This is a genomic window from Pseudolysinimonas sp. (assembly GCF_031389465.1).
In the GTDB taxonomy this organism is placed as follows: Bacteria; Actinomycetota; Actinomycetes; order Actinomycetales; family Microbacteriaceae; genus Pseudolysinimonas_A.
In genome coordinates, this window is sequence record NZ_JANMSQ010000083.1 from 1 (window position 1) to 17,488 (window position 17,488).

The following is a 17,488-nucleotide window of genomic DNA, read 5'->3' on the forward strand; positions in this document are numbered from 1 at the left end:
CCGGGACGCGTGCGTGAGGCCCTCGACGACGGCGCCATCGCGATCGTCGCCGGATTCCAAGGCTTCAACCGCGACAGCAAAGACATCACGACCCTCGGCCGTGGCGGGTCCGACACCACCGCGGTCGCACTGGCTGCTGCGCTCGGCGCCGACGTGTGCGAAATCTACACGGATGTCGACGGCGTGTTCTCGGCCGACCCCCGCATCGTGCCGAAGGCGCGCAAGATCGACCGGGTGACGAGCGAGGAGATGCTCGAACTCGCCGCAGCGGGTGCAAAAGTGCTCTACATCCGTGCCGTCGAGTACGCCCGCAGGCACGGCGTGACGTTGCATGTACGGTCGAGTTTCAACAACAACGAGGGAACCTGGGTGCTGCCGCTCGAGCAGCACGACCTGAAGCAACGCGACCTGAAGGAAGGGGAATCCGTGGAAGAGCCGATCATCACCGGCGTTGCCGGAGACCTGAGCGAGGCCAAGGTCACGGTCGTCGGTGTTCCCGACGTGCCGGGCAAGGCAGCCGACATCTTCACGATCGTCGCCAGGACCGGCGCGAACATCGACATGATCGTGCAGAACGTCTCAGCAGCCGCGACCGGTCTCGCAGACATCTCGTTCACCCTGCCCAAGGCCGACGGCGAGAAGGTCGTCACCGCCCTCAACGGCGAACAGGAGACGATCGGCTTCGAAGCACTGCAGTACGACGACCAGATCGGCAAGTTGGCCGTCGTCGGAGCCGGGATGCGCACATCCGCGGGGGTGTCGGCTCAACTCTTCCGGGCGCTCTCCGACGCGGGCATCAACATCGAGATGATCTCGACCAGCGAGATCCGGATCTCGGTCGTCACGCGCGCCGACACCTTGCCGCACGCCATGCGGATCGTGCACGAGGCGTTCGGCCTCGATGCCGACAGCGACGCGGTGGTGCACGGGGGCACGGGCCGCTAGGGCCTCCTGGCGGGAAGTCGGCGGCTGGTGACCGCGGGCGCGCGGCAGCGCAGCGCGGGTTCGCCGTAAACTCTTCCGTTATGAGCACTACGGGAATCCGCATCGGCGTCGTTGGCGCCACCGGTCAGGTCGGCACCGTCGTGCGCCGCCTCCTTGAGGAGCGCAACTTCCCGATCGCCGAGATTCGGTTCTTCGCCTCGGCTCGCAGCGCCGGCACGACGCTCCCGTTCCGCGGCGACGAGGTCGTCATCGAAGACGCGTCGATCGCCGACCCCACGGGTCTCGATGTGGCCATCTTCTCTGCGGGGGCGACCATGTCGAAGGTTCAGGCCCCGCGGTTCGCCGCGGCGGGCGTGCTCGTCATCGACAATTCGAGCGCTTGGCGCATGGACCCCGACGTTCCCCTCATCGTGAGCGAGGTGAACCCGCACGCCCTCGACGAGGTGAAGAAGGGCATCGTCGCGAACCCGAACTGCACGACGATGGCGGCGATGCCGGTGCTCAAGGTGCTGGATGCCGAAGCCGGTCTCGAGCGCCTCATCGTGAGCACATACCAGGCGGTGTCGGGGGCCGGCCTCGCGGGAGGCGAGGAACTGCTCGAGCAGGCGGCTGCGGCGGTTGCGCAGGATGCCATCGGCCTCGTGCACGACGGCGCTGCGGTCACGATGCCGGCGCCACACAAGTTCCCCAAGAACATCGCCTTCAACGTCGTGCCGCTCGCTGGCTCGATCGTCGACGACGGGCTCGGCGAAACCGACGAAGAGAAGAAGCTTCGCAACGAGAGCCGCAAGATCCTCGAACTTCCCGACCTCCGGGTCGCCGGCACCTGCGTGCGAGTCCCGGTGTTCACCGGCCACTCGCTGTCGATCAACGTCGAGTTCGCCCGCCCCCTGAGTCCGGAACGCGCGACAGAGTTGCTGACGACGGCGCCGGGCGTGCAGCTCATGGACGTGCCGACTCCGCTCGACGCGGCGGGCGCCGATCCGAGTCTCGTCGGGCGCATCCGCACCGACCAGAGCGCTCCGGAGGGTCGAGGTCTGGCGTTGTTCATCTCGAACGACAACCTCCGCAAGGGTGCCGCGCTCAACGCCGTGCAGATCGCGGAACTGGTCGCCGCGCGCCTCCCCGTCTCCTGACGAAACGGCAGCCGGGTGTGAGAGTCCGGCTTGCTGGCGTGATCGCGCTCTTGGCGGCAGTCGCGACCGGGTGCGCCCCTCAGCCGGAAGGTGAGGTCAACGTGATCGACCCCGACATCCCGCTCGTCGCGTTCTACGGCGACTCGTACACGCTCGGCACCGGCGCAACCGATCCCGCAAACCGCTGGTCGACCCTCATCTGCGAAGACCGCGGCTGGACCGAGTTCAACCCGAGCCTCAACGGCCTCGGCTTCATCAACAACCGCGGGTCGCGAGATCTGCCGGGCGAGATCGTCGCGCAGGCGCCCGACATCGTGTTCGTCACGATGGGCCTCAACGACAATTTCTCGTACGACCGGGTGGGCACGGGCATCCGTGACCAAATCGTCGCCGACTTCGCGTACCTGTCGAGCGAGCTGCCGGAGGCGCGTGTCATCGTCGTCGAACCGTTCTGGTACACCGATGAGCGGCCCAAATCGGTCGAGATCATCATCGGCTGGGTTCGGGATGCCGCCGCCGACATTGGCGCCGACTGGATCCCGGGCGCCTCACATTGGATCGAGGGGCATCCCGACTGGATGGCCGACGACCGCCTCCACCCGAACGACGACGGGTACGCCGAGCTGGCCAGGCGCATGGATGCCGAGCTCGCGCAGCTCGGTCTGTAGAACGCTCGATAGACTCATCGCGTGACTGAACCCCTCGACGTCGCCCTCATCGGCGGCGGGGTCATGAGCGCCACCCTCGGTACCCTGCTCTCGCAACTCGAACCCACCTGGAAGATCGCGATCTTCGAACGCCTCGGCGGCGTTGCGCGCGAATCATCCGACCCGTGGAACAACGCTGGCACCGGCCATGCCGCTCTGTGTGAACTCAACTACACGCCCGAGCTCCCCGACGGCACGATCGACATCACCAACGCGGTGAAGGTCAACGAGCAGTTCCAAGTCTCGAGGCAGTTCTGGGCGCACCTCGTCAGCGAAGGGCTGCTGCCCGAGCCTGCGAGCTTCCTCAACCCGGTGCCGCACATGAGCTTCGTCTGGGGTGCCGACAATGTCGCGTACCTCAAGAAGCGCTTCGAGGCGCTCAAGGATCACCCGCTGTTCGCGGGCCTCGAGTACTCGGAAGACGCGACCGTCATCCGCTCCTGGGCGCCGCTGCTGATTCCCGGCCGCCGAAAGGATCAGCCGATCGCGGCCACCCGCATCCCCTCGGGCACCGACGTCGACTTCGGTTCGCTCACCCGCACCCTCATCGCCGGGCTCGTCGATGACGGCGGGTCGCTCTACCTGAACCACCGCGTCACCGGGCTGCGGCGTTCCCGCAAGACGGGGCTCTGGAAACTGGCGGTCAAACACGATGTGGGGTCGACGTCGCGGGAGTTCGCCGCCCGCTTCGTGTTCGTCGGTGCCGGCGGCAACGCCCTCAACCTGCTGCAACGGTCGGGCATCCGCGAGATCCGCGGGTACGGCGGGTTCCCGATCAGCGGCCAGTTCCTGCACACGGATGACCCCGACCTGGTGCGCAAGCACTCGGCGAAGGTCTACGGCAAAGCGTCGGTCGGTGCCCCCCCGATGTCGGTGCCGCACCTCGATACCCGCGTCATCGACGGTCAGTCCAGTCTGCTGTTCGGCCCCTACGCCGGGTTCTCGACGAAGTACCTCAAGACCGGGTCGTACTTCGACCTGTTCGCGGCGCTGCGCTGGCACAACCTCGCCACGTTCATCGGAGCCGGGCTGAAGAACCTGTCGCTGGTCTGGTACCTCGTCACCGAAGTGCTGGCGACGCGCGGCAAGAAGATCCGCGCGCTGCAACAGTTCGCCCCGACCGCTGACGGCACGAAGTGGCGCCTGATCTCCGCCGGACAACGGGTGCAGATCATGAAGCGCGATAGCGAAGGCAAGGCGGTCATCCAGTTCGGTACCGAAGTGGTTGCCGGCGCCGACGGCACCATTGCCGGCCTGCTCGGCGCCTCGCCGGGTGCCTCAACAGCCGTGCCAATCATGCTCGACGTGATCGCGAAGTGCTTCCCCGACAAGACGGATGCGTGGCGCCCGGTGCTTGAGAAGATGATCCCGTCACTCGGTGGCACCCTGTCGAGCAACAAGGCCACCGCGAAAGCGACGCTCGCCCGCACGGCCAAGGTGCTCGGCATCCCCGCCTGACCTCGCGCTACATCGCCGATATGACCGGGAGCGCGTGGGCCGGGGCGTGAGCCCATCACCGCCGACCGCCGCGGGGTTGCAACCGACGCTGTTTTGACGGCGAGACGATCCGACCGTTCGCGCCTAAGGTTGATCGCGTGAGCACCATGGAGCATCGACCCGCCGTATCGGCGCTCCCGAGCGGCCGGCAGGGCGGCGGGCGCGCCACCGCCGCCGTGCGCCTCGCGATCCTCGACGACCACGAGGTGCTCCTCGACAGCTTGAGCAGCTGGATCACCGCCAACGCCACCGACTTCGACGTCGTGCTGATGGCGCCCACCTGGCTGCAGCTCGTGCACAGCCCGGCGTTCCCGACCGATCTCGTGTTCATCGACTTCCAGCTCAAAGAGCCGGTCTCGATCGAAGCCCGGGTGCGCACCTGCCGCGCGGCCGGAGCGAAAGTCATCGTGCTCTCCAGCGTCGACACCCGCGAGGCCCGCGAACGGGCGCTCGCCGCCGGCGCTGCCGCGTTCCTCTCGAAGTCGCTCACCATGGCGGCCGTTATGGAGACCGCCCGCCGGGTCATGGGGATCCAGGGCGACCCCAGCGCGCGAGTCTGGCGCCCGACGCCCGGTGGCGCGGCAGCCCACGCTCGCCCCAAGCTGAGTCCCGGCGAAGCCGAGGCGCTGCGGCTCTACGCGACGGGGTACAGCACGGCTGAGGTCGCGGCGCAGATGAACGTGCAATATGAGACCGCGAAGACCTACCTGCGCCGGGTACGCGAAAAGTACGCGCGCGTTGACCGTCCTGCGAGCAAGAAGGCGGAGCTCATCCGTCGTGCCGCGGAAGACGGATACCTCGAGTAGCCCGAATGGCGAAACTGTATTTCCGCTACGGGGCGATGAACTCGGGCAAGAGCACCGCACTGCTGCAGGCCGCGTACAACTACGAAGAGCGCGGACAGCAGGTGCTGCTCGCCAAGCCCGCGATCGACTCCAAAGGCGAAGCGGCCATCATCTCGCGGCTCGGGGTCTCGCGCCCCGTCGACTTCACCATCGCGCCCGACGACGACGTGCTCGCCGCCTTCATGTCTCGCCGCGAGCAGGTGATCCGAGAAACCGGGTCGGATGTCGCATGCCTCCTGCTCGACGAAGTGCAGTTCCTCGGTGAGCAGCAAATCGACGACCTGCTCCGGATCGCCATCGACGAAGACGTACCGGTTCTCGCCTATGGCATCCGCACCGACTTTCAAACCATCGCGTTCCCCGGCAGCCGCCGGCTGCTCGAAATCGCGCACTCACTCGAAGAGCTGAAGACGATTTGTCGATGCGGCCGCAAAGCGATCTTCAACGCCCGCAGCATCGACGGGAACTTCATCTTCGACGGCGACCAGGTCGCGATCGACACTTCGGCGGGGCTCAGTGCAAGCGGCGCTGGTGACGTCACCTACGAGTCACTCTGCGGCGCGTGCTACCTCGAAGAGTCGGGAGGCGTGCTCAACCGCGGCTGGCGGCCGAAGTACGACTTCTCGTACGGTTCCGGACCGGACGCCGACTTCAGCTGACCGCAGGTCAGTGGGAGCGCTCGTACGCCTCGCGCACCTCGGCAGAGATACGGCCGCGGTCGCCGACCGTGTAGCCGTGCCCCTGTGCCCACGAGCGGATGGCGGCGAGCTCGCCGCTCGCGTTCCGGCTCGAACGGCGCGAACCTGAGCTGCCGCGGGTACCTGCGACCGAGCGACCGGCGGAGATGAACGGCGCGAGGGCCGAGCGGAGCCGCTGTGCGTTCGCCGACGAGAGGTCGATCTCGTACTGCCGACCCTCGAGGGCGAACCGGATGGTGGTGCCGTTACCCGACTCCAGGACGGTGCCGTCGAGGTCATCCACGAGTTGCGTGATTTGCTTCTTCAATTGTTCCCCGCTATCTCCGGTTTCCGGATCCGGGGCATAGTTTATGCCGGAATCGCGATAAACGAATAGCCGTCCCTTAGCTGGGGATAACCGGACGCGGAATCGCTGTGCGATTCCGCTGGGTACTGGGGTACGCCCATGGGCACGGCCGACCCACCGCTTCGCGGTGCGCCGGAACCGGCGCCATGGGACCCGCCCGTGAAACACGAGCAATGACTGAGGGACCGCCCGTCGGCGGTCCCTCAGTCATTGCGTCGGGGTAACAGGATTTGAACCTGCGGCCTCGTCGTCCCGAACGACGCGCGCTACCAAACTGCGCCATACCCCGTTGCCCGCAAATGCGCCGCGGCAACCTGTCAAGGATAGCCGACGGGAACCAGAGTGAGCACCACGGCTTCGGGTGCGCAGGCGAACCGCACGGGCGCGTAGATCGAGGTGCCGAGGCCCGCCGAGACGTTCAGCAGGGCGGACCGGCGCTGCCCGTCCCAGGCCGAGAGGCCCTGAGCTTGGCGTCGCGGGATGTCGCAGTTGGTGACGAGCGCGGGGAGCCCGGGGATGCGCACCTGTCCGCCGTGCGTGTGGCCGGCGAGGATGAGGTCGGCGCCCTGGTTGGTCAGCGCGTCGAGTACCCGGCGGTACGGGGCGTGCGTGACCCCCAGCTTCAGCACGGCGCGAGCGTCGGCATCCCACTCCACCTCTTCGCGCAGCGCTTCGATCGCGCCGGGGAGGGCGTCGAGTCGGTCCCAGCCGCGGTGGGCGTCGCCGGTGCCGAAGAGTTCGATCCGATGCCCGCGGAACTCGAGCGCGCGCGCCGCATTGTTGAGATCGAGCCAGCCGAGGTCGTCGATGAGGAAGGTGTTGAGCGCTGCGACATCCAGATCGGGTTGCCGCTGCTTCCTCCCCGACGGGCCGCCAAAGTAGGCGAACGGATTCTTGAGCACTGGGCCGTGGTAATCGTTCGACCCGTGAACGAAGACGCCTGGGACGCCGTGGAACGGCTCGAACGCGCGACGGATGCCGGCGAGCCCATCGATGTGCCCCAGATTGTCGCCGGTGTCGACGATGAGGTCGGGCTCGTAGCGCACGAGGGAGCGAACGAAATCCTGCTTCTTGCGTTGCCACGGAGCCATGTGCAGGTCGCTGAGATGCAGGATCGTCAGCGACCGCGCGCCGGGTTCAAGGATCGGCAACACCTCGTGGCGCACCGTGAACCGGGTGCGCTCGACGAACACCCCCCAGGTGAGCGCCCCGAGCGCTGCGGCGGTCGTCGCTCCGAGGACGACGCCCGCCGCGCGCGCGCGCGTCATGGACAGATCGGCCGGTAGTACCGGATCGTCACCGTCGTGCTCGCGGGGTTGCGCATCGAGCCGCCCGGCGGATCTTGCGAGGTCACCTCATCGACGGCAGGGGGTGGCAGCGGATTGCCGAGATCCTCATCGTCGACACAGACTGCGTCGACGCTGAATCCGGCACCGGTGATGGCGGCCTCTGCAGCGGCTCGACTCATGCCGACCACGTTCGGTACCGGTTCGGAGAGCCCGTTGCTGGTGAACACCCGCACCGTCGTCCCCCGGGGTACGCCCGTGCCCGCGCCGGGGTCTGTCGCGGCGACTTGACCGACCGGAAGGTCGGAATCGACGTCGCCGCCGTGCTCGAAGTTGAGCTCGGCAATCGTCAGAGCGGCGTTCGCCTGCTCGAGGGTGGTGCCGACGAGGTTCGGCACCTCGATGAGCGTGCCGGTGAGCAACGCCGGGTCGGGCCCGGGGAACGCCCCGCCGGGGTACCCGGCATCGATCGCCTGAGCGATGGGCCGGAAAATGCGGTGCCGCAACAGACCGCCGCTCGTGCCATTGACGCGAACGTTACGCATCGCCTGCTTGCCGGTGATGTTGCCCACCCAGACAGCAGTCGAGACGCGGGTCGAGGAGCCCACCATCCAGGTGTGCACGGACTCATCGGTCGTTCCGGTCTTACCGATATAGGTGGTGCCGTCGTTCGGGTTCGAGGCCGCGCCGGTTCCGCCCATCACCGCAGCCATGGCGTGTGCCGCCGTGTTCGCGACGCCCGGAGACACGAGCGACTGGCCGCACTCCGGAGTCTGACCCGGTTGTGGGTCACCAGCGGGGTCGATGACCTCGGCGATCATGATCGGCTCGCAGAAGATGCCCTGGTTGGCGATCGCGGCGTAGGCAGCTGCCTGCGTGAGCGGGGCGACGTTGTTCTCGCAACCCCCGATCGAGCATGAAGGGCGGGTCATCAGCTCGTTGCCGCCGGCGTCGCGTACACCGATCGATTCGGCGAGCTTGCGGATGTCGCACTGGTCGACGGCTTTCGCCATCTGGATGAACACCGAGTTCACCGACCCTGCGGTGCCGCGAATGATGTTGTACGAGCCCGACTCGTTCGAGTCGTTGCGGAACTTGTAGATCCCGCCCCAGGGCGGGCCCTGGAGCACGTTTTCGGCGTTGTAGTAGGGGCCGCAACTGTCGGCGAACTCCGCCTGGTTCACCTCGCGGACGCTGGCGTTGTACGACTCGCCGAGTCCGTGGCCGGCCGCGAGGAAGGCGAGCAGCACATACGGCTTGTACGTCGAACCGGGCTGGAAGCCCTGGGACCCGCCGTGTGCCACGTCGGATGCGAGGTTGACGGCGTTGGTGGTGAGCGGGTCCGCGGGTTCGAGGGAGTCGTCGAAGGTCTTGTTCTGCGCCATCGTCAGGATTCGGCCGGTGCCGACCTCGACCGACGTGGCGACCGCGCCGAGCGCGAAGCGGGTTTCGTTCGAGGGAGCCCACTGGTGCACGGTGTTCCAGGCGACGTCTTGCAGGATCGGGTTGATGGTGAGCACGAGCTGATACCCGCCGCGATCCCAGGCCTGTTGACGCTCCTCCGGGGTGCCGCCGAGTGCCTCGAGCTCGTCGACGACGTGCAGCGCGTAATCGCAGACGTAGCCATAGCCCTGGGACGCGCTCCGGCAGCCGACCGACGACGGGGACGGCAGGACGAAGTTCTCGTCGACCGGAATGGCGAGCGCTTCGTCGCGCTCGGCCCTCGTGATGCAGTCGTAGTCCTCCATCGCGGTCAGGATGACGTCGCGTCGTTCCTGGTTGGCCGCGTAGTGTTCGGGGTCGCTCAGATCGCGCAGGTTCGGGTATTGCACGATCGCGAGGAGGCTCGCCGCTTGGGCGATCGTCACGTCGGCGGCATCCACACTGAAGTACTGGTTTGCGGCGGCCTGCACGCCGTACGTGTTACCGCCGAATCCGGCGATGTTGAGGTAGCCCTGAAGGATCTCCTCCTTCGTGTAGTTCTTCTCGAGCCCGATCGCGAGTTTCATCTCCTTGATCTTGCGATCGAGGGTCGGGTCGAGGGCTTCTGCGATGAGTTCCTTTCGTCGCTCGTCGGTGATGCTGTCGTCGTTGAGCGCTTGCTGCTGAAGGATGTTGCGCACCGTCTGCATGCTGAGCGTGGAGGCGCCGCCCGCGCCTTCATCGTTAGTGACCTGGCCGATGGCCGCGCGGACCAGCGATGGCAGGTCGACGCCACCGTGCTCGTAGAAGCGCTTATCCTCTCCGGCAATCGCAGCACATTCGAGATAGTCGCTGATCTCATCCAGAGTCTTCTCTTCGCGGTTCTGCTTGTAGATCGTCGCGACCTGGACATACGCGTCGGCGGCAGCGGCATCCGGCTGCGCCGGGTTGCGCACGGCGATGGTGTTCTGCTGGCTACCCGGATCGAGCTCGATGTACTCCGGCAGCGAGTTGAAGATGCCGACCGTGTTGGTGGCCGTGATGCCGGTGACGGCGATGGCGGGGGCGACCATGACGGTCACGAGAACGCCAGCGGCGGCGCTGAAACCGAGGGTTCCGGCAATGGCTGTGAACAGACTGGTGGCCGTCGATTTCTGGGCGGGCATAGGCTGAGGATACGCGATGGGTTACGGCCCGAACCTGAATGGAAGCCTTGGGAATGCCCAACTGGGAATACGTCACGACGCCCCTCCTCATCCACAACACGACCGCGATTCTGAACACCTGGGGATTGCAGGGTTGGGAGCTCGTGCAGATCGTCACCGGCCCCGAGGGTGGCCTCGTCGCCTACCTCAAGCGTCCCCTCGCGGGCGGTGCCGAGTGAGTGTCATCGCCGCCCGGCTCGCGGAACTCGGGCTCGAGCTGCCTGCCGTCACGAAGCCCGTTGCCGCCTACGTTCCCGCCGTCGTGACGGGCAACCTCGTTTTCACGGCAGGCCAACTGCCGTTCGTCGATGGGGCGCTGCTCGCGACCGGCAAAGTCGGGGATGCCGTCACCCCCGAGGAAGCCGCGGCCCTCGCGCGGCGCTGCGCCCTCAACGCCCTGGCCGCCGCCGCCGAAGCGATCGGGTCGCTCGACCGGGTCACCCGCGTCGTGAAAGCCGTCGTCTTCGTCAACTCGGCCCCCGGATTCACCGGCCAGCCTGGCGTCGCCAACGGCGGCTCGGAGCTTCTCGGTGAAGTCTTCGGCGAGGCCGGGCGCCACGCCCGCAGCGCCGTCGGCGTCTCGGAACTGCCGCTCGACTCCCCCGTGGAGCTCGAGCTGATCCTCGAATTCGCCTAGTTCAGAGGCTGTTTGCCCAACTTTGTCCCTTCGGCGGCGAAATAGGGGACAAAGTCGGGCAAATAGCGTTTCAGTCGTCGGACTTGGGCGTCGAGGCGTACTTGGCCGCGATGATCGACATCACCGAGGCATCAGCGAGGGTTGTGGTGTCGCCGATGTCGCGGCCCTCCGCGACGTCGCGGAGGAGGCGGCGCATGATCTTGCCCGACCGGGTTTTCGGAAGTTCCGCGACGACGTAGAGCTCCCGGGGGCGGGCGATCGCTCCGATCGCCGTCGCGACATGCGCACGCAACACGGCAGAGGCATCCTCGAGCTCCGCGTATTCGGAGCGCAGGATCACGAACGCCACCACGGCTTGACCCGTGGTTTCGTCGTGGGCGCCGACGACGGCGGCTTCGGCGACCGCGGAGTGCCCGACGAGTGCCGATTCGATCTCGGCGGTCGAGAGCCGGTGGCCCGAGACGTTCATGACGTCGTCGACCCGGCCGAGCAGCCAGAGGTCGCCGTCGTGGTCGAATCGGGCGCCGTCGCCGGCGAAGTAGTACCCCTGGGATTCGAACTTCGACCAGTACGTCTCCGCGTAGCGGTCCATGTCGCCCCAGATGCCGCGCAGCATCGACGGCCACGGCTCGGTGACGACGAGCAACCCGCCCTCGTCGCGACCGACGGGGGTGCCGTCATCGTCGACGACGGCGATCGAGATGCCGGGGATCGGCACCTGCGCCGAACCGGGCTTGAGCGTCGTGATGCCGGGCAGCGCCGCCACCATGATCGCACCGGTTTCGGTCTGCCACCAGGTGTCGACGATGGGGGTGCGCCCGCCGCCGATGATGTCGCGGTACCAGACCCAAGCTTCGGGATTGATGGGCTCCCCGACGCTGCCGAGCACGCGCAACGACGTGAGGTCGAATTTCGCGGGAATCGCGCCGCCCAACTTCATGAACGAGCGGATGGCGGTGGGTGCCGTGTAGAAGATCGAGACCTTGTACTTTTCGATCAGCTCCCACCAGCGGCCGGGATGCGGAGTGTCGGGGGTTCCTTCGTACATCACCGACGTCGCCCCGTTGGCGAGGGGCCCGTAAACCGAGTAGCTGTGGCCGGTGATCCAGCCGACGTCGGCGGTGCACCAGTAGACATCCGTCTCGGGGTGCAGGTCGAAGACGTTCTCGTGCGTGAAGGCGGCCTGGGTGAGGTAGCCGCCGGAGGTGTGCAGGATGCCTTTCGGCTTTCCGGTGGTGCCGGAGGTGTAGAGGATGAACAGCGGGTTCTCGGAGTCGAACGCTTCGGCCTCGTGCTGGTCACTCGCGGTTCCGACGGCGTCGTGCCACCAGACATCCTTCTCGGACCAGTCGACCGCGTTTTCGCCGCGGCGAACCACGAGCACGTGCTCGACCGGCGAGTCACCCGCCACCGCGGCATCCACCGTCGGTTTGAGCGGAAACACCTTGCCTTTGCGCCAGCCACCGTCGGCGGTGATGACGAGTTTCGCCTGCGCGTCGTCGATGCGGGCGCGAAGAGACTCGGCGCTGAAGCCGCCGAAGACGACCGAGTGGATGGCGCCGAGCCGCGCGACCGCAAGCATCGCGACGACGGCCTCCGGGATGTTGGGCAGGTAGATCGCAACCCGGTCGCCGTGCCCGATTCCGAGGGCGGCGAGCGCGTTCGCGGCCCGCTTCACCTCGGTGGTGAGTTCCGCGTAGGTGACGGCGCGGGTGTCTCCCGGTTCGCCCTCCCAGTGGTACGCGACCCGGTCGCCGTGACCCGCGAGCACGTGTCGGTCGAGGCAGTTGTACGCGACGTTGAGTTTGCCGTCACCGAACCAGCGGACGACCGGGGCGTTCGACCAGTCGAGGGTCGACGTGAATGGCTCGTGCCAGTGCAGCAGTCGGCGTGACTGGTCGGCCCAGAACGCAAGGCGATCGGATGCCGCCGCCTCGTACAACTCGGGCTGTGCGATCGCGGCCGCCGTGAACTCGGGTGTCGGCGGGAACCGACGGTCCTCGTGGAGGAGGTTGTCGATCGAGTTCATGAGGCCAGGCCTTTCTGCGGGAACCGAGTTCTTCGTCCTCAACGACCGGCCGGGCTGCGGTGCCGGGCTCCCGCTACAGGGTCCGGTGTCGATCCTAGCCAGCCTCCCCGCGCTCGCCAGGGCCGCGTTGCGTCGCGTGACAGGGCACTCTCGGGGCCGCGCGGCCGTGCCCCGGATAGGGGGTGGTTCAACCCTTGCGCGTTCTCGGGCAACTGTGATCAATCTCCCCATTGCGGTGTCCTCCATTTGGAGTACACTCGGGACCATCCGAGCGCAATCTCGGCTCGCGACGTGCGCGATTCCCCCCAATCCAACGTCGCTGTGGCGGCGCCCGTTCCCCCCAATGGGCGCCGCCCCTCTCCTGTTAACGACTGGTTTTCGACGCTGGTCCGGCGATGCAGGCTCGTGAGGCGTTCGACCGCTGAGCCAGCGAGCCGTCGGGGCAAACGGGGTACATCCCGTACCCCAGCGACGCGTCCTCCCCGCTCGTCGGCTCGTGGGCTTCTGCACCTTCGGGCGTCCCGAACTGGGGGTGCGGACCCTCGGCGGCGAATCATCGGGGGATGACAGCCTTCGTCGCCCGAGGGAGCGGGGTGGCGCGAGGTGTCGCGTCGGCGGAGTTCGGCCCGCTCGCGGCGGTCGTGGCGGAGCGTGGGGTGACGGATGTCTTCCTCAATGGTGACGGCACGGTGTGGGCCGATCGGGGTTCCGGTGCGGCCGTCATCGAAGGGGTGCGGGTGCCCGCGGCGGCGGCACGGGAGCTCGCGGTGCGGCTGGTCGCGCTCGGCGGACGACACATCGATGAGGCGGCGCCGGCGGTCGACGTGCGGCTGGGTGACGGGGTGCGCGTGCACGCCGTGCTCCCACCGGTCTCGAGAGGTGCCGCGCTGGTGTCGGTGCGACTGCCTGCGGAAGAGCGGCCGGGGCTCGACGATCTCGGCGCCGCGGGGTTCTTCGTAGCGGCGCCGGTGGGGCGCATCCGCCAGCTCGTCGCGCGGCGGGCCAACTTGCTCGTGACGGGAGCGGGCGGCAGCGGCAAGACGACGTTCCTCGCCGCGCTGCTCGCCGCCGCCCCGCCGCACGAGCGGATCGTGGTGCTCGAAGATGTCGCCGAGCTGCGGATCGCGCATCCGCACGTCGTGTCTCTTGAGGCGCGGCAGGCGAATCTCGAGGGGGCGGGCGGCATCGGGCTCGATCGCCTCGTGCGCGAAGCCCTGCGGATGCGCCCCGACCGTCTCGTGGTGGGCGAATGCCGCGGGCCGGAGCTGCGCGAACTGCTCGCCGCGCTCAACACCGGGCACGACGGTGGGGCAGGCACCCTGCATGCCAACTCGCTCGCCGACGTTCCCGCGCGGCTCGAAGCGCTCGGGGCGCTCGCCGGGATGTCGCCCGACGCCGTCGCGCGCCAGGCTGTCAGCGCGCTCGATGTCGTGCTGCACGTCGAGCGCGGCCCCGAGGGTCGGCGGCTCGCGGCGCTCGGGCGGCTCGGGCTCGATCGTCGGGGTCGGTTAGAGGTGCGCACGTGACGGCGTCGACTCCTGCGGTTGCCGTGCTGCGACTCTCGGTGCTGCTCGAAGCGGGATTGCCGCCGCTCACCGCGTGGCGGCAGCTCGGCGCGACCGACCCCGTCGCGGCTCGGGTGGCCGAGGTGGGCGGCGCCGACCGGCTGCCCGCCGCGATCCTCGAGGCGACCCGGGATGCCGCGGCGGCATCCGATTGGGCGTGTGTCGCCGCGGCCTGGCGGGTGGCAACCGACGCGGGGGCTCCGCTCGCCGCGACCCTTGCCCGCCTCGGCGAGGTGCTCGTCGCGACCGACGACGCCCGCCGCGAGGTCGAGATCGCGCTCGCCGGTCCGCTGGCAACGAGTCGCGTCGTGCTCGCGCTGCCGGTGCTCGGCCTGTTCGGCGGCGCGTTGCTCGGTGTCGACACTCTCGGCGTGCTCGCGACGACCCCGCCGGGCTGGTTCTGCCTCGTCGCCGGGGGCGGGCTGCTGCTCGTCGCGCGACGGTGGACGCGGCGGCTCGTCGCCCGGGCGCGGGAGGCGGATCCCACACCGGGCCTCGGCTGCGAGCTCGTCGCCGTCGCCGTGTCGGGGGGAGCGCCTGCATCGGCGGCTCTCGACCGGGTCGCGGAAGCGCTCGCCGAGGCGGGGCTGCCGCGCGACGACACCGCGGCACCGGCGATCGCGTTTGCGCAACGAGCCGGGGTGCCGGTGGCAGCGCTGCTGCGAGCGGAAGCGCGAGAGGCGCGGCGGGAGGCCCAGGCCGACGTGCGAATGCGGATCGCTGCCCTCGGCACTCGGCTGTTGCTCCCGCTCGGCCTGTGCGTGCTACCGGCGTTCGTTGCTCTCGGCGTCGCTCCTCTTCTGCTGGCGATGATCGGCTCGACCCTCGCGGCGCTCTAGTGCCGTCCCGGATCGCGGAGTCACGCTGCCGTCCTCCCCAGCTGCGGGCGGGCCGGACATGCGGCCTCCGGGGTTGGCTTCGTGCCGCGCCAGTCGCGAACCGGTGAGACTGAAGGTGCTCGTGCCCCAAGCTCCGAATGCGGAGAGATAGGAGGTACGCGATGCAACAGATGTGGCAGCGGATGTTCGAGAGGCTTCGCGACGATCGAGGGGCGGCAACCGCGGAGTACGCGATCGTCATCATGGCGGCCGTCGGCTTCGCCGGGCTGCTCGTGGTGATCCTGCGTTCGGGCGAGGTGCAGGCGATCCTGACCGACCTCGTGCAGCGCGCCCTGAACTCGGCGGGATGACGCGGCGGCGGTTGCGATTCGTCGCCGACCGGGGCAGCGCGACGGCGGAGTTCGCACTCGCGTTCCCCGCGGTGCTCGGCGTCGTCGCCCTGCTGCTCGGCGGCGTGCAGGTGGTCGGTCTGCAGGTACGCGCTCAGGATGCCGCGGCCGACGCCGCGCGCGGGCTCGGTCGCGGAGACTCCGCGGCGGCGGTCGCGGCACGGCTCGAGCGTCAGGTCGCCGGTGCGTCCCTGAGTAGCTGGGTCGACGGCGACCTTCGCTGCGTGCGCGTCGAGGTCGCGCCCGCGGGGGCGGCAGCGCTTCTCGGGTTGCGAGCCCGTGCGGATGCCTGCGCGTTGGACGACGCTCGATGACGCTTCGAGAAGAGAGGGGTTCCGGGGGCGTGCTGGCCCTTGCCCTGCTCGCGATGCTCGCCGTGCTCACCCTCGCCGCGGTCGGTGTCGGCGCCGCTCTGGCGCAGCGGCAGCGGGTGATCGCGGCCGCGGATGCTGGGGCGCTCGCCGCCGCCGATACGGCGCTCGGCATCCATTCCGGCATCCCGTGCGAACAGGCCGCGCGGGTCGTCGACGCCCACGGAGCGACCATGGTGGCGTGCGAGGTGGAGGGTGTCGTGGCGACGGTTTCGGTGTCGGCACGAGTCGGAGGGGTGCTCGTCACCGCCGAGGCGCGAGCCGGTCCGCCACGCTGACGCCACGATGACGCCCGACACGCGGCCCGGGCTCGCGGCACAAAAGTGTGTGTATGGTGTGCTCCGGATAGAAGGAGAACAGTGCCCGAGTCGAAGTCCGCCGGCCACAAGCTGGTCATCGTCGAGAGCCCCGCGAAGGCGAAGACCATCGGCCAGTACCTCGGCGACGGCTATGAGGTGCTCGCTTCGGTGGGCCACATCCGCGATCTGATCGAGCCGAAAAACCTCCCGCCGGAGCTGAAGAAGGGCTCGCTCGGCAAGTTCTCGATCGACGTCGAAAACGGTTTCGCTCCCTATTACGTGGTGAGCGAAGAGAAGAAGCGTACGGTCGCCGAGCTCAAGAAGGCGCTCAAGGGCGCCGACGAGCTCTACCTCGCGACTGATGAAGACCGCGAAGGCGAAGCCATCGCCTGGCACCTGCTCGAAGAGCTGAAGCCCAAGGTTCCCGTGAAGCGCATGGTATTCCACGAGATCACCAAAGAGGCGATCCAGCGGGCGCAGGAGAACACCCGCGACATCGACACCGCGCTCGTCGATGCGCAAGAGACTCGCCGCATCCTCGACCGTCTCTACGGGTTCGAGATCAGCCCGGTGCTGTGGCGCAAGGTCGGCCCGGGGCTGTCGGCCGGTCGCGTGCAGTCCGCCGCGACCCGGCTCGTCGTCGACCGCGAGCGTGAGCGGCTCGCCTTCGTCTCCGCTGTCTACTGGGACCTCACCGCCGAACTCGGGCAGGGTTCCGAGTCCTTCCAGGCCCGACTCGCCCGCCTCGACGGCAAACGCGTCGCGAGCGGTCGCGACTTCGACGACAAAGGTGAGCTCACTGGCGACGTCGCCGTGCTCGATGAGGCGGCCGCCGAGAAGCTGGCGACCGCGCTGCGAGCCGACACGGCATCCTTTACGGTCACCAATCTCGAGACCAAGCCCTACACGCGCCGCCCCGCGGCCCCGTTCACGACGAGCACCCTCCAGCAGGAGGCCGCGCGCAAGCTCCGGTTCTCGGCCCGCCAGACGATGAGCGTCGCGCAGGGACTCTACGAGAACGGGCACATCACCTATATGCGCACCGACTCGCCGAACCTGTCGCAGCAGGCGACGGATGCCGCGCGCAGCCAGGCCGCGGAGCTTTACGGCGCCGAGACGGTTCCCGAGAAGCCGCGCGTCTACACCGGCAAGAACAAGAACGCACAGGAAGCGCACGAGGCGATCCGCCCGTCGGGAGAGGTGTTCCGCACACCGTCCGAGCTCTCGAGTGTGCTGCGCGGAAACGAATTCAAGCTGTACGACCTGATCTGG

Annotated in this window: 18 protein-coding genes and 1 tRNA gene; 14 read left to right on the forward strand and 5 right to left on the reverse strand. The window is 68.2% G+C overall.

Going from position 1 to position 17,488, the window contains the following annotated elements; translation table 11 throughout:
- From RMO30_RS03250 to RMO30_RS03275, 6 genes are all read left to right on the forward strand, one after another.
- On the forward strand, positions 1 to 945 hold a 945-nt coding region (locus tag RMO30_RS03250; RefSeq protein WP_309709455.1), incomplete at its 5' end, for an aspartate kinase.
- Between the two features lie 80 nt (positions 946 to 1,025).
- Entirely contained in the window at positions 1,026 to 2,081 is a 1,056-nt protein-coding gene (locus RMO30_RS03255; RefSeq protein ID WP_309709457.1) for an aspartate-semialdehyde dehydrogenase, read from the forward strand.
- A gap of 38 nt (positions 2,082 to 2,119) precedes the next feature.
- Positions 2,120 to 2,749, forward strand: a complete 630-nt coding sequence (locus tag RMO30_RS03260) for an SGNH/GDSL hydrolase family protein (RefSeq protein ID WP_309709460.1) — start codon at positions 2,120 to 2,122, stop codon at positions 2,747 to 2,749.
- A gap of 21 nt (positions 2,750 to 2,770) precedes the next feature.
- Positions 2,771 to 4,246 carry a malate dehydrogenase (quinone) gene (gene mqo, locus RMO30_RS03265; RefSeq protein WP_309709462.1) on the forward strand — a complete coding sequence of 492 codons (1,476 nt, stop codon included), beginning with the start codon at positions 2,771 to 2,773 and terminating at the stop codon, positions 4,244 to 4,246.
- Between the two features lie 146 nt (positions 4,247 to 4,392).
- Complete coding sequence (locus tag RMO30_RS03270) at positions 4,393 to 5,091, forward strand: response regulator (RefSeq protein ID WP_309709494.1); 699 nt, start codon at positions 4,393 to 4,395, stop codon at positions 5,089 to 5,091.
- 5 nt (positions 5,092 to 5,096) lie between these two features.
- Positions 5,097 to 5,789, forward strand: a complete 693-nt coding sequence (locus tag RMO30_RS03275) for a thymidine kinase (RefSeq protein ID WP_309709466.1) — start codon at positions 5,097 to 5,099, stop codon at positions 5,787 to 5,789.
- 7 nt (positions 5,790 to 5,796) lie between these two features.
- Here RMO30_RS03275 and RMO30_RS03280 read toward each other — a convergent pair whose 3' ends face one another.
- The 4 genes from RMO30_RS03280 to RMO30_RS03295 all read right to left on the reverse strand — a co-directional run bounded on the left by RMO30_RS03280 (position 5,797) and on the right by RMO30_RS03295 (position 10,048).
- Positions 5,797 to 6,135: an Lsr2 family protein gene (locus tag RMO30_RS03280; protein ID WP_309709469.1), complete on the reverse strand. Its 339-nt coding sequence runs from the start codon at positions 6,133 to 6,135 to the stop codon at positions 5,797 to 5,799.
- Between the two features lie 254 nt (positions 6,136 to 6,389).
- Positions 6,390 to 6,463, reverse strand: a tRNA-Pro gene (locus tag RMO30_RS03285).
- Between the two features lie 28 nt (positions 6,464 to 6,491).
- The gene (locus tag RMO30_RS03290) at positions 6,492 to 7,442 is read right to left on the reverse strand and encodes a metallophosphoesterase (RefSeq protein WP_309709471.1); all 951 of its coding nucleotides are present in this window, start codon (positions 7,440 to 7,442) and stop codon (positions 6,492 to 6,494) included.
- Positions 7,439 to 10,048 carry a transglycosylase domain-containing protein gene (locus RMO30_RS03295; protein WP_309709473.1) on the reverse strand — a complete coding sequence of 870 codons (2,610 nt, stop codon included), beginning with the start codon at positions 10,046 to 10,048 and terminating at the stop codon, positions 7,439 to 7,441. The genes RMO30_RS03290 and RMO30_RS03295 overlap by 4 nt, the downstream gene beginning before the upstream one ends.
- A 53-nt stretch (positions 10,049 to 10,101) precedes the next feature.
- On the opposite strand from RMO30_RS03295, the gene RMO30_RS03300 reads away from it, so the two are divergent.
- Together RMO30_RS03300 and RMO30_RS03305 are read left to right on the forward strand one after the other, a co-directional pair.
- Positions 10,102 to 10,266 carry a hypothetical protein gene (locus tag RMO30_RS03300; protein WP_309709476.1) on the forward strand — a complete coding sequence of 55 codons (165 nt, stop codon included), beginning with the start codon at positions 10,102 to 10,104 and terminating at the stop codon, positions 10,264 to 10,266.
- On the forward strand, positions 10,263 to 10,724 hold the full coding sequence (locus RMO30_RS03305) for a RidA family protein (RefSeq protein ID WP_309709478.1): 462 nt from the start codon (positions 10,263 to 10,265) through the stop codon (positions 10,722 to 10,724). Before RMO30_RS03300 ends, RMO30_RS03305 begins: the two co-directional genes overlap by 4 nt.
- Positions 10,725 to 10,794: 70 nt before the next feature.
- Here RMO30_RS03305 and acs read toward each other — a convergent pair whose 3' ends face one another.
- Complete coding sequence (gene acs / locus RMO30_RS03310) at positions 10,795 to 12,753, reverse strand: acetate--CoA ligase (RefSeq protein ID WP_309709480.1); 1,959 nt, start codon at positions 12,751 to 12,753, stop codon at positions 10,795 to 10,797.
- A gap of 563 nt (positions 12,754 to 13,316) precedes the next feature.
- Between acs and RMO30_RS03315 the strand changes: the two genes are divergently transcribed.
- The 6 genes from RMO30_RS03315 to topA form a co-directional block, all read left to right on the forward strand.
- Complete coding sequence (locus RMO30_RS03315; protein ID WP_309709482.1) at positions 13,317 to 14,279, forward strand: TadA family conjugal transfer-associated ATPase; 963 nt, start codon at positions 13,317 to 13,319, stop codon at positions 14,277 to 14,279.
- Positions 14,276 to 15,157: a hypothetical protein gene (locus RMO30_RS03320; RefSeq protein ID WP_309709483.1), complete on the forward strand. Its 882-nt coding sequence runs from the start codon at positions 14,276 to 14,278 to the stop codon at positions 15,155 to 15,157. The genes RMO30_RS03315 and RMO30_RS03320 overlap by 4 nt, the downstream gene beginning before the upstream one ends.
- Before the next feature lie 161 nt (positions 15,158 to 15,318).
- A complete protein-coding gene (locus tag RMO30_RS03325) occupies positions 15,319 to 15,507 on the forward strand; it encodes a DUF4244 domain-containing protein (protein ID WP_309709485.1) in 189 nt (62 codons plus the stop codon).
- On the forward strand, positions 15,504 to 15,860 hold the full coding sequence (locus RMO30_RS03330) for a TadE family type IV pilus minor pilin (protein WP_309709487.1): 357 nt from the start codon (positions 15,504 to 15,506) through the stop codon (positions 15,858 to 15,860). The genes RMO30_RS03325 and RMO30_RS03330 overlap by 4 nt, the downstream gene beginning before the upstream one ends.
- Positions 15,857 to 16,195, forward strand: coding sequence for an Rv3654c family TadE-like protein (locus tag RMO30_RS03335; RefSeq protein WP_309709489.1), 339 nt, complete (start codon positions 15,857 to 15,859; stop codon positions 16,193 to 16,195). The genes RMO30_RS03330 and RMO30_RS03335 overlap by 4 nt, the downstream gene beginning before the upstream one ends.
- An 81-nt stretch (positions 16,196 to 16,276) precedes the next feature.
- A partial coding sequence (gene topA / locus RMO30_RS03340) for a type I DNA topoisomerase (protein WP_309709492.1) occupies positions 16,277 to 17,488 on the forward strand: 1,212 nt, incomplete at its 3' end.